At 70.9% G+C, this 11,995-nt stretch carries 10 protein-coding genes; all 10 read right to left on the reverse strand.

Annotated elements, in window-relative coordinates:
* Nucleotides 1-1,037: glucose-6-phosphate isomerase (gene pgi / locus GTW40_RS01010; RefSeq protein ID WP_161178234.1), on the reverse strand; the 1,037-nt coding region annotated here is incomplete at its 3' end.
* A 73-nt stretch (nt 1,038-1,110) separates the two neighbouring features.
* Nucleotides 1,111-2,379, reverse strand: a complete 1,269-nt coding sequence (locus GTW40_RS01015; protein ID WP_161178235.1) for an MFS transporter — start codon at nt 2,377-2,379, stop codon at nt 1,111-1,113.
* Nucleotides 2,380-2,531: 152 nt separating this feature from the next.
* Nucleotides 2,532-2,867, reverse strand: a complete 336-nt coding sequence (locus tag GTW40_RS01020) for an RNA polymerase-binding protein RbpA (RefSeq protein ID WP_003957010.1) — start codon at nt 2,865-2,867, stop codon at nt 2,532-2,534.
* 216 nt (nt 2,868-3,083) lie between these two features.
* On the reverse strand, nt 3,084-3,320 hold the full coding sequence (gene secG / locus GTW40_RS01025) for a preprotein translocase subunit SecG (protein WP_161178236.1): 237 nt from the start codon (nt 3,318-3,320) through the stop codon (nt 3,084-3,086).
* Between the two features lie 131 nt (nt 3,321-3,451).
* Complete coding sequence (gene tpiA / locus GTW40_RS01030; RefSeq protein WP_161178237.1) at nt 3,452-4,228, reverse strand: triose-phosphate isomerase; 777 nt, start codon at nt 4,226-4,228, stop codon at nt 3,452-3,454.
* A 3-nt stretch (nt 4,229-4,231) separates the two neighbouring features.
* Nucleotides 4,232-5,443 (reverse strand): phosphoglycerate kinase, encoded by a 1,212-nt coding sequence (locus GTW40_RS01035; protein ID WP_161178238.1) that lies wholly within the window; start codon nt 5,441-5,443, stop codon nt 4,232-4,234.
* A 135-nt stretch (nt 5,444-5,578) separates the two neighbouring features.
* Complete coding sequence (gap, locus tag GTW40_RS01040; protein WP_161178239.1) at nt 5,579-6,589, reverse strand: type I glyceraldehyde-3-phosphate dehydrogenase; 1,011 nt, start codon at nt 6,587-6,589, stop codon at nt 5,579-5,581.
* Nucleotides 6,590-6,909: 320 nt separating this feature from the next.
* Complete coding sequence (locus GTW40_RS01045; RefSeq protein ID WP_202485198.1) at nt 6,910-9,876, reverse strand: M14 family metallopeptidase; 2,967 nt, start codon at nt 9,874-9,876, stop codon at nt 6,910-6,912.
* A 159-nt stretch (nt 9,877-10,035) separates the two neighbouring features.
* The gene (gene whiA, locus GTW40_RS01050; protein ID WP_018545744.1) at nt 10,036-11,025 is read right to left on the reverse strand and encodes a DNA-binding protein WhiA; all 990 of its coding nucleotides are present in this window, start codon (nt 11,023-11,025) and stop codon (nt 10,036-10,038) included.
* Nucleotides 11,016-11,995, reverse strand: a 980-nt coding sequence (gene yvcK, locus GTW40_RS01055) for a uridine diphosphate-N-acetylglucosamine-binding protein YvcK (protein WP_161178240.1), incomplete at its 5' end; no start/stop codon positions are given. The genes whiA and yvcK, both read right to left, overlap by 10 nt.

The raw sequence follows: 11,995 nt of genomic DNA on the forward strand, positions 1-11,995 counted from the left end.
GACAGATAGTGGCTGTACGGCAGGACCGCCAGCGACTGCGCGTCGAAGAAGTTGTTGTACCAGATCCCCAACAGACCCATCAGCAAAGGCGCGTTGGCCTCCGCCGGAGCGGTGCGGAAGTGCTCGTCGACGATCCGGAAGCCGTCCAGCAGCTCCCGGAACCGGTCCGGGCCGATCGCGATCATCAGCGACAGACCGATCGCCGAGTCGAAGGAGTACCGCCCGCCGACCCAGTCCCAGAACTCGAACATGTTGTCCACGTCGATCCCGAACCCGGACACCTTCTCGGCATTCGTGGACAGCGCCACGAAGTGCCGCGCGACGGCCTTCTCGTCACCGAGGGACTCCAGGAGCCACTGGCGGGCGGAAGTCGCGTTGGTGATCGTCTCGATCGTCGTGAACGTCTTCGACGCCACGATGAACAGCGTCTCCGCCGGGTCCAGGTCCCGGATCGCCTCGTGCAGGTCGGCGCCGTCCACGTTGGACACGAACCGCACGGTCAGATCGCGGTCGGTGAACGCGCGCAGCGCCTCGTAGGCCATGGCCGGACCGAGGTCCGAGCCGCCGATGCCGATGTTCACGACGTTCTTGATCCGCCTGCCGGTGTGGCCGGTCCACTCACCGGAACGGACGCGGTCGGCGAAGGCAGCCATCTTGTCGAGGACGGCGTGCACGCCGGGGACGACGTTCTCGCCGTCCACCTCGATCACCGCCTCACGCGGGGCACGCAGCGCGGTGTGCAGCACCGCGCGGTCCTCGGTCACGTTGATCCGGTCACCGCGGAACATCGCGTCCCGCAGCCCGAACACGCCGGTGGCGGTGGCGAGTTCCTGGAGCAGGGCGAGCGTCTCGTCCGTCACCAGGTTCTTGCTGTAGTCGATGTAGAGGTCACCGACCTGGACGGTGTATCCGGTGCCGCGTCCGGGATCGGCGGCGAACAGCTCCCGCAGGCCGGTGTCCGCGATGTCCTCGCGGTGCCGGGCGAGGGCGTTCCACTCGGGCAACTGGTCGAGCCTGGTACGGCCGTCTGCGTTCATCTCCGACTTCAGCCTTCCTTCCTGGGCCTGTCCTGCCGCGTGCCTTGCCCGGCGGCGGAACCAACCTAGTTGATCAGCGGGCGGGAGGAACGGTGGCCGTGTCCACCCGCGTCGTGACCACTGGTACGTCCGCGCGCCGCGCCGGTATCAGCGAGACGACGGCCAGGGCGAAGAGTGCGCCCGCGAGCAGGGCCGGCGCCTGGAGGCCGAGGAACCGGGCGGCGCCCCCGGCGAGCAGCGCACCGAGCGGCGCCCCGGCGACGGAGGCGGTACGGAACGCGGCCGAGACCCGGCCGGTCATGGACGCCGGGGCGCGCTGCTGCATCAACGTCCTCTGGTTGACGTTCCACACCATGCCCATGGCGCCGAGCACGGCCATGGCGACGAGGAGCGCGGACAGGTGGCGTACCGAGCCCATGAGGAGGAGTGCACCGGTCTGGACGGTGCCGCCGAGGAGCAGGGCCCGCACGCGTCCCGTGCGGCGGGCGATCCGCTGGGCCAGGAAACCCCCCGCGATGCTTCCGGCCGCGTACACCGACATGGCGGCCGCGTAGCCGGAGTTGCTCGCGTGCAGCCAGCCGGTGACATGCAGGACGAGGGTGGCGATGAGGCCGCCCATGCCGATGTTGCACAACAGGGTCGCCACGCAGCAGGCGCGCAGCGCGGGGTCGCGCCACAGGGTGCGCAGGCCCTCGGCGGTCTCGGCGCGCAGAGTGCTGCCCTGCGGCCGGGGCTCGCGGTCCGGGGGCGCGGTGCGCAGGGAGGCCACGAGTGCGGCGGCGGCCAGGAAGGTGCCCGCGTCGGCGGCGAAGGGCATCGAGGCTCCGGCCGCGAACAGCAGCGGCACGAACGGTCCGGTGAGCAGCCCGCCGGCGAGCTGCTGACCGGTCATCAGCCGGGCGTTGGCGGTGCCCAGCTCGTCCGGCCGGACCAGGGAGGGCAGCAGGGCCGTGGCGGCGTTGTCGAAGAGCGTCTGAAGGGCGGTCAGACAGAAGGCCAGGGCGATCAGCAGCGGGAGCGAGACGTGCCCCAGGCCGACGGCGAGGGCGAAGGCGGCGACCAGCAGGGCACGTACGAGATCGACCGACCACATGGCCCGGCGCTGGTCGACCCGGTCGGCGACCGCCCCGCCGAGCAGGCCGAAGAGCAGCCAGGGCACATAGCCGCAGGCGCTGACGGCGGCGACCGCGAGCGGATCGTCCGTCAGACGCACGGCGAGCAGCGGCAGTGCGACCGTGCGCAGCGCGTCACCGACGCGGGAGACGATCGCGGCCGTCCACAGCCGCCCGAATCCCCCGCGCCACGCGGGCGCCCGCTCCTCAGCCGCCACCGCCCCGGCCATCCGTCCCCCCATGATTCCCGTCGGCACACGCTTCATCGACGCACGTTCGATCAATGCGTGAACCGTAGCGGGCACCACTGACAACGGGTCCTGACCGCCGGGTGGTACGGCTCCGGCCGGGTACCCCCAGGGCTCCCGGCCGGTGTGAACTGCTAGATCTCGCCCCGCAGTTTGGCGAGCGCCTCGGCGAGGATCGCCTCGCCGTCCGCGTCGCTGCGCCGCTCCCGGACATAGGCCAGGTGCGTCTTGTAGGGCTCGGTGCGCGGCGGGTCCGGCGGGTTGTCCCGGTCCTGACCGGCCGGGAAGCCGCAGCGCGGGCAGTCCCAGGTGTCGGGGACCTGCGCGTCGCTGGCGAAGCTCGGCTGGGTCTCGTGCCCGTTGGAGCACCAGAAGGAGATGCGCAGCCGCGGAGCGGACTCCCCACGCTCTGCCTCGCCCATCGGCCCCGCCCCGACCCGGCTTCCTCGGATCGCGTTGCCACTTGCCACGGTCGTAACTCCCTGCGTGATGGTGCCGCGAAGCCGGTCGGCCTTTCGCTTCGCCGCGAGCGCCTCAGTCTACGTAAGGCCCAACGCACGTCCAGTGATGGGAGGTACGGTCCCCGCCCAGACGCAAGCCCCATGATAGGCCGCGCCGTGGAGCGCGTACCGAACATGGGGCTTTACGTACGGGATGTATGCAGTTGTGCGGTGCGGACGTGCGCGTCAGGCGTTCGACTTCATCAGGATGCCGAGGACGATGATGCACGCGAACCACAGCAGACCGATCACGATGGTGATGCGGTCGAGGTTGCGCTCGGCGACCGAGGAGCCGCCGACGGAGGACTGCATGCCGCCGCCGAACATGTCGGAGAGACCGCCGCCCTTGCCCTTGTGCATCAGCACCAGCAGCATCAGCAGCAGGCTGAAGACGATCAGGGCGATCGAGAACCCCAAAACCACGGCTGGACCAACTTCCTCGGATTCGGATGGACGACGGGGCACGGCACCCTGGCCATGCCCCTCGCAAGGGTACGACGTATCGCCGCTACCGCCTACTCACGGTCTTGATCACGACCGATGATCACGGCCGGTCACTGGTCGCGGAAGCGCACGATCCTGACGAACTCGTCCGTGTCGAGCGAGGCACCGCCGACCAGGGCGCCGTCGATGTCCGGCTTCGCCATGATCTCGGCCACGTTGGCCGCCTTCACGGAGCCGCCGTACTGGATACGGATCTTGTCGGCCACGTCCTGCGAGTACAGCTCCGCCAGCTTGCCGCGGATGGCCGAGCAGACCTCCTGGGCGTCGTCGGAGCCGCAGACCTTGCCGGTGCCGATGGCCCACACGGGCTCGTAGGCGATCACGACGGTCTCGGCCTGGTCGGCCGGGACGTCCTTCAGGCCGCCCTCGACCTGGCGGAGGGTGTGGGCGACGTGGTCGCCGGCCTCGCGGACGTCCAGCTCCTCGCCGACGCACAGGATCGGGGTGAGGCCGTGCTTGAAGGCGGCCTTGACCTTGGCGTTGACGATCTCGTCGGTCTCGTGGTGGTACTGGCGGCGCTCGGAGTGGCCGATGACCACGTAGGAGCACTTGAGCTTGGCCAGCATCGGGCCGGAGATCTCGCCGGTGTAGGCACCGGAGTCGTGCTCCGAGATGTCCTGGGCGCCGTACTTGATCTTGAGCTTGTCGCCGTCGACCAGCGTCTGCACGGAGCGCAGGTCGGTGAAGGGCGGCAGGACGGCGACCTCGACCGCGTCGTAGTCCTTGTCGGCCAGGGCGAAGGCGAGCTTCTGGACGTGGGCGATGGCCTCCAGGTGGTTGAGGTTCATCTTCCAGTTGCCCGCCATGATCGGCGTGCGCGTGCTCACAGGTCAGTCCTCCAGTGCGGCGAGGCCGGGGAGCGTCTTGCCCTCGAGGTACTCGAGGGAGGCGCCGCCGCCGGTCGAGATGTGGCCGAATGCGTTCTCGTCGAAACCGAGGGTACGCACCGCGGCGGCGGAGTCACCGCCGCCGACGACGGTGAAGCCGTCGGAGTCGACGAGGGCCTGGGCGACCGCCTTGGTGCCCTCGGCGTAGTCGGGGTGCTCGAAGACGCCCATGGGGCCGTTCCAGAAGACGGTCCTGGCGTCGGCGAGCTTCGAGGCGTACAGCTCCCGGGTCTTCGGGCCGATGTCCAGGCCCTCCTCGTCGGCGGGGATCTTGTCCGCGTCGACGACGGTGTGCCGGGAGGGGGCCTTGGTCTTCAGGTCCGGGAACTCCGGGGAGACCAGGACGTCGACGGGCAGGAGCAGTTCCACGCCGTTCTTCTCGGCGCGCTCCATGTACTCCTTGACGGCCGGGATCTGGTCCTCCTGAAGGAGGGAGATGCCGACCTCGTGGCCCTGGGCCTTGAGGAAGGTGTAGGCCATGCCGCCGCCGATGAGCAGCCGGTCGGCCTTGTCGAGGAGCTGGTCGATGACGGCGAGCTTGTCGGAGACCTTGGCACCGCCGAGCACGACGACGTAGGGGCGCTCGACGTCGTCGGTGAGCTTCTTCAGGACACCGACCTCCTGGGCGATCAGGTAGCCGGCGTAGTGCGGCAGCCGGGCCGGGAGGTCGTACACGGAGGCGTGCTTGCGGTGCACGGCGCCGAAGCCGTCGCCCACGTACACGTCCGCGAGGGCGGCGAGCTGGTCCGCGAACTCACCGCGCTCGGTGTCGTCCTTGGAGGTCTCGCCTGGGTTGAAGCGCAGGTTCTCGATGACCGCGACCTGGCCGGGCTCCAGGCCGTCGACGGCGGCGTGGGCGGCGGGGCCGACGGTGTCCTGGGCGAAGGCGACCGGGGCGCCGAGGAGTTCACCGAGGCGCTCGGCGGCGGGCAGCAGCGAGAAGGCCGGGTCCGGGGCGCCCTTGGGGCGGCCCAGGTGGGAGGCGACGACCACCTTGGCGCCCGCGTCCGCGAGGGCCTTGACGGTGGGCAGGACGGCACGGATGCGACCGTCGTCGGTGATGGTCCCGTCGGCCAGCGGCACGTTGAGGTCGGCGCGGACGAAGACCCGCTTGCCGCTCACGCCGTCGGCGAGAAGTTCGTCGATCGTCTTCATTGAGTGGACTCCTGAGGAGGGCTCGTGATGCCCCCGATCGTAAGAGGGCGTGGTCCATGCGTGAGACAGGGCCCGGTCAGCGCGGCCGTGCGCTGCCCGGGCCCTGCTCTCACTTCAAGGTCCTGCTGGGGTCGTTCAGAGCTGCTCGCCGACGAAGACCGTGAGGTCCACGAGGCGGTTGGAGTAGCCCCACTCGTTGTCGTACCAGCCCAGGATCTTCACCGTCTTGCCGTCCTGGACCATCGTCAGGGACGAGTCGAAGGTGCAGGAAGCCGGGTCGCCGACGATGTCGGAGGAGACGATCTCGTCCTCGGTGTAGGACAGGAAGCCCTTGAGGGAGCCGTCCTCGGAGGCCTTCTTGAACGCGGCGTTGACCTCGTCCTTGGTGACCTCGCGCTGCAGCTCCACGACCAGGTCGGTGGCCGAGCCGGTCGGGACCGGGACGCGCATCGCGATGCCGTCGAGCTTGCCCTTGAGCTGCGGCAGGACCAGCGCGGTCGCCTTGGCGGCACCGGTGGTGGTCGGGATGATGTTCTCGGCGGCGGCGCGGGCGCGGCGCAGGTCGCTGTGCGGGAAGTCCAGGATGCGCTGGTCGTTGGTGTACGCGTGCACCGTGGTCATCAGACCGCTGACGATGCCGAAGTTCTCGTCCAGGACCTTCGCCATCGGCGCCACACAGTTGGTGGTGCACGAGGCGTTGGAGATGACGTGGTCCGTCTCCGGGTTGTACTTGTCCTGGTTGACGCCCATGACGATGGTGATGTCCTCGTTCTTGGCCGGAGCCGAGATGAGGACCTTCTTGGCGCCACCAGCGAGGTGCTTGGCGGCGTCCTCGCGCTTGGTGAAGATGCCGGTCGACTCGATGACGATGTCGACGCCCAGCTCGCCCCACGGGATGTCGGCGGGGTTGCGCTCGGAGAGCACCTTGATGGTGTGGCCGTCGACCGTGATGGTGTCGGCGGTGTGCGTGACCTCGGCCTTGAGGCGGCCCAGGATCGTGTCGTACTTCAGCAGGTGCGCCGTGGTCGCGGTGTCACCCAGGTCGTTGACAGCCACAACCTCGATGTCCGCACCCTGCTCCAGCAGTGCGCGGAAGTAGTTACGCCCGATGCGGCCGAAGCCGTTGATGCCTACGCGGATCGTCACGAACCGATCTCCTCGTTGGTACGCCGGCTATGCGGTGCCGGCGAGCTGTATTTGGGATGTCCCCGACCACCCCCGACCCTACCTCTCCGCAGCCCCCGGGGTGACATCGAGATGGCGCATACACGGGCAGGCCTTCCTTACCCGTCAGTAGGGTACGGACCGGCCCGGAACGGCGGTCGTTTCACTCCTTTTTGTCAGGGACTGACCGTCGTTCCGGGCGGGTATTTCACTCGTTCGTGAGGGTGTCGGCTCACCTGATGTCAGGTGCTCCCGCGCACCGTTGAGAAGGGGTCTCGCTCACCTGTGAGGTGCGGCCTCCGTCATCTGCCGAGCGCGGCCAGCGCCTTGCGCGTGAGAGCGGTCCGGTCGGCCGCCGAGGACACCTGGTCCAGGCCGAATCCGAGGAGCACCGTGTCGCGGGTGGTGACCGCTCCATAGGTGCGGAAGAGGGCGCCGGTGCGCGTCCAGTCCTTCAGCACACCGGGGCTGCCGGGCGGGGGTCCGGCCACGCGCCAGGGGCCGAGGGAGGTCTCGAATCCCTCGGTGTCCCGCGCGGTGCCGCCGACGACGAGCGAGGCGTCGTCCACGAGGACGCCGTGGCCGCCGGTGCCGGGGTCGGTGACATAGGAGACGGACACCTCGATGTTCCGGCCCGCGTACGCGCTCAGGTCGAACCGCGCGTGCTGCCAGCCCGCGGAGGCGCCGGTGAGGCTGTGCCAGGTGCCGGTGGAGCCGGTCGCGGTGCAGGCGCCGCCGGAGAGCGTCAGATAGTGGCGCAGCCAGGGGTGCTCGCCGATCAGGAACCCGGCCCCGCACTCCTCGGGCACGGTGGTGCCGGTCGCACCGCCCGCCTCGGGCAGGGTCGTCCAGTCGTCGGCGCCCACGGTGTGGACCTCGACGATCGCGTGGTCGTAGCCGGGCTCGGTGTCCCACAGCAGCCGGGTGCTCAGTTCGGGCCTGTCGGCGGCGCCGACACCGGTGAGGTCGACGGTGCGGGTGAGGCGCTTGTAGGCGTCGTCGGTGTGGACGGCGGCCGCCATGAAGGAGCCGGAGTACGGGCCGTACGGGGTGGGGGCCCCGCTGAAGGCGCCCGCGCCCGCGCTCGTGAACTGCGGGTAGTCGGCGGGGGCCAGCTCGTCGGAGGTGACCCCGTAGGCACCGGCCGCGTCGAGCGGGTCGCCGGGCGCGTCGCCGAGGGCGGCGGAGATGCCGGAGAGGGCGCCGGAGCCGGTGAGCGCGGTGACGCCCTTGACGGAGGTGCGGCTGTACGCGCCCAGCCAGTACTGGCTGAAGTCGTCCGACCGGTTGCCGCCGCCGAGGTCGACACTGCCCCCGGCCTTCTCCCCTGCCTCGATCAGCCGCCCGCCCTCGTTGAGGTAGGCGCGCAACTGGAGCTGGGTGGCGTTGCCGGGGCCGCCGGGGCCCGCGTAGTGCACGACCGTGCGGAAGTGGCCGAGCACGCCGAGCGCGTCCGGAGCGCCCCGGGTCGCGGTGTCCCACACGAGGGGATGGCGTCCGGCCGCCCGCAGCGCGTCCGTGTAGGCCGTGGCCCGCGCGGCCTTCGCACCCTCCTCCGCGACGACGAGGGTGTCGGCGGCGGGGCGCTTCTCGACGGTGTACGTGAAGTGGGTACTGGCGGTCTTCGCGCCGTTCTTCCCCTTGCCGCTGAACCACACCTCGACCCGGTCGCCGGGCCTGCCGCCGGGCACCTCGGCGCGGTACTCGTCGAAGTAGAGGTGGTCGGCGCCGCCGTACCGCTCGCCGCCCTTCCAGGCGCGCAGGCTCCGCTGCTGCGTACGGCCGCCGTTGACGCGGTACTCAAGCCGCTTGTCGCGGACCGCCTTGCGGGCGGTGACGGAGACCTCCTGGGCCGTACCGCGCGCGTACGAGGTGGTGAAGGGGGCCGGGGTGAAGTCGGCCGCGCTCAATCCGACGGACGAGGCCGGACGGTCGGGATGGACGGCGCTCTCGGCGACGGACAGCGCGAAGGGGATGTTCTTCTCGAACTCCCGCTGGATGAGCCGCTCGTCGTCGGGGAAGCTGAACACCGACCGGCAGTCGTCCGGGTTCCAGGCGTCGTCCGGGTCGGACTCCGAGGCCGTCTGGCAGGTGGACATCTCGGGGGTGAACATCGCCAGGCCGTTGACGTTGGCCGCGTGGCCGTCCGCCTCGCCGTTGGTGGTGTACAGCTCCGAGGAGATCTGCGGGCGGTAGCCGGGGATCGCCGAGTGGTCCGGGGTGCCGGCGAGCGCCTTGTAGAGGACGTCGTCCGGGCTGGGCGTGGCCACCTGCCAGCCGATGCCGTAGAGGAGGAGTTCGGCGGCGGAGTGGTAGTTGACGGCGTACTTGAGGCCGATCCGCTTCTCGAAGGCGTCCAGTGCCCTGGTCTCGGGCTCGGAGGCGGGGGCGGGGCCCCGGTAGGTCTCGGAGGCGGGGCTGGGGGACGAACCCTCGTCGTCGTAGCCCCACTTGTAGGCGAAGTTGCGGTTGAGGTCGACGCCGTCGCCCGCGCCGATCACACCGTCGCCGTTCAGGTCGCGCAGGTTCTTGCGCCACAGACGGGTGTCGTCGCCCTGGAAGGTGTAGTCGTAGCCGTCGGGGTTGGCGGAGAGGACGAACCACAGCTCGGTGGTGTCGACGATCTTTCTGATCCGTTTGTCCGAGCGGTAGTTGTCCAGGTAGTGGTGCATCAGCCGCCGGGTCATCTCCGGGGTGATCCACTCGCGCGCGTGCTGGTTGGACACGTAGAGCACGGCGGGCCTGGCGCCGTCCTTGGCGCGCTTCGCGTCCTTGGTCAGCTTGAGCGCGAGGATGTCCTTGCCCTGGACGGTACGGCCGATGGACTCGACCTTGGCCAGGTCCGGGTGCTCGCGCGCGGTGCGCAGCAGCTCCTCCTGGAGGCCGCCGCTGCCGCTGTACGGGCGGAAGACGTGCTGCGCGGCGGCCGCCACCCGCTTGTCCGCGGCCTTCGGCAGCTCGTGCTCGGTGAGGCGTACGCCCCGCGCGCGCAACTGCCCGGCCTGGCGGTCGGTGAGGTACACCTCGACGGTGCTGCGGCCCGCTCCGGCCGTCTGGGCGTCGAGTTCGCGGCCGTCCTGGCCCGCCTCGACGAGCAGGGGCAGCTGGGCCCGGGTCACCTCGGCGCGGAAGACCTTGACCTGGGCGGCGCGGTCCGTCTTCACGGGGCTCGCGGGGTGGGGCTGGGCCTGGGCCGGTACGGGCCCGAGGGCCGCCGTGCCCGCCAGCAGGGCTCCGGCGGCGAGGATCGATCTCACTGGGTGTCTCATGAACCCCCCTCGTGGTGGTCCGCCACAGCGCGGACCAGGTTGCCAGGCTCATGTCACACCAGGGGGGCGTCAAGGGCGCCTCACGGACACGCGAAAGCCGGTGCCGACCACCCGAACGGGCGTCGGCACCGGCTCTCACATCGTGGATCGCCGAGTGGATCAGCCGACGAGGTTGTCCGCCAGCTCCTCCGAGAGGTTGGCCTCGGTGCCCGGGATGCCCAGGTCGGATGCGCGCTTGTCGGCCATCGCCAGCAGGCGGCGGATACGGCCCGCGACCGCGTCCTTGGTCAGCGGCGGGTCCGCGAGCGCGCCCAGCTCCTCCAGGGACGCCTGCTTGTGCTCCATGCGCAGCCGTCCGGCGGCGGCGAGGTGCTCGGGCACCTCGTCGGCGAGGATCTCCAGCGCGCGCTGCACCCGGGCCCCGGCGGCCACGGCGGCGCGGGCCGAGCGGCGCAGGTTGGCGTCGTCGAAGTTGGCGAGCCGGTTGGCGGTGGCCCGCACCTCGCGGCGCATCCGGCGCTCCTCCCAGGCCAGCACCGACTCGTGCGCGCCGAGCCGGGTGAGCAGGGCGCCGATCGCGTCGCCGTCGCGGACGACGACCCGGTCCACCCCGCGCACCTCGCGGGCCTTGGCGGCGATGGACAGTCTGCGGGCGGCGCCGACCAGCGCGAGCGCGGCCTCGGGGCCCGGGCAGGTCACCTCCAGCGAGGAGGACCGGCCGGGCTCGGTGAGCGAGCCGTGCGCGAGGAACGCGCCGCGCCAGGCCGCCTCGGCGTCACAGGTGGCCCCGGAGACGACCTGCGGCGGCAGGCCGCGGATCGGGCGGCCCCGGCCGTCCACCAGGCCCGTCTGCCGGGCCAGCTGGTCGCCACCGGCGACCACGCGCACCACGTAGCGCGAGCCCCGGCGCAGTCCGCCGGGCGCCATCACGATCAGTTCGGAGCTGTGGCCGAAGATCTCCAGAATGTCCCGCTTGAGACGGCGGGCCGCCATCGCGGTGTCCAGCTCCGCCTCGATCACGATGCGCCCGCTCACCAGGTGAAGGCCGCCGGCGAACCGCAGAAGGGCGGAGACCTCCGCCTTCCTGCAGCAGGTCCGGGTGACGGGGAGCCGGGAGATCTCGTCCTTCACCGCTGCCGTCATCGCCATGGGCCGATCCTTCCATGCATCCGAAAAATACGGTCGTACGCGGCGGCCAACAGCTCCGGATCGTGCCGGGGAGTTCCGTCGGTCCGGGCCACCGGCGCCAGCTCGACCGCGGCTCCCAGCCGCTTGGCGGCCTCGGTGAGCGAATCGCGGTCGGGCACGGCCGCCTCGTCGGCCAGCACCACGTCCAGGGCGAGTTTAGGGGCGTGTCGCCCCAAAACCTCCAAATGACGCTGCGGGGAGAAGCCCTCGGTTTCGCCCGGCTGCGGCGCCAGGTTCAGCGGGAGCACCTTGCGCGCCTTGGTGTCGGTGAGGGCGTCGAGCAGTTCGGGGACCAGCAGATGCGGGATGACGGACGAGAACCAGGACCCGGGGCCGAGCACCACCCAGTCCGCGTCCAGCACGGCCTCGACGGCCTCGGGCACGGCGGGCGGGTCCGACGGCACGACGTGCACCGACTGCACCTCGCCCGGGGTGAGGGCGACGGTGGCCTGGCCGCGCACCGTGTCCACGTCCTCGGGACGCTCCGGGTCGTGCCCCTTGACCAGGGCCTGCAGCTCCAGCGGCACGGCCGACATGGGCAGCACGCGCCCGTGCGCGCCGAGCAGCTTGCCGACCAGGTCCAGGGCCTGCACATGGTCGCCCAGCTGCTCCCACAGCGCGACGATCAGCAGATTGCCCACCGCGTGGTCGTGCAGATCGCCCTTGGAGTGGAAGCGGTGCTGGATGACCCGGGCCCAGGTCTGGCCCCAGTCGTCGTCGCCGCACAGAGCGGCCAGCGCCTTGCGCAGGTCGCCGGGGGGCAGCACCCCCAGTTCGTCGCGCAGACGGCCGCTGGAGCCGCCGTCGTCGGCCACCGTGACCACGGCGGTGAGGTCGCCGGTGATCCGGCGCAGCGCGGCGAGCGAGGCGGACAGGCCCATGCCGCCGCCGAGGGCGACCACCTTGGGCTGCGCCCCCCGCCTGCGCGGCC

Origin of the sequence: Streptomyces sp. SID4985, assembly GCF_009863025.1 — a bacterium.
Lineage (GTDB): Bacteria > Actinomycetota > Actinomycetes > Streptomycetales > Streptomycetaceae > Streptomyces.

Coding starts and splice junctions, on each gene's coding strand:
- GTW40_RS01045 (WP_202485198.1), bottom strand. CDS start 9,876: ATGAGACACCCAGTGAGATCGATCCTCGCCGCCGGAGCCCTGCTGGCG.
- GTW40_RS01015 (WP_161178235.1), bottom strand. CDS start 2,379: ATGGCCGGGGCGGTGGCGGCTGAGGAGCGGGCGCCCGCGTGGCGCGGG.
- whiA (WP_018545744.1), bottom strand. CDS start 11,025: ATGGCGATGACGGCAGCGGTGAAGGACGAGATCTCCCGGCTCCCCGTC.
- GTW40_RS01035 (WP_161178238.1), bottom strand. CDS start 5,443: ATGAAGACGATCGACGAACTTCTCGCCGACGGCGTGAGCGGCAAGCGG.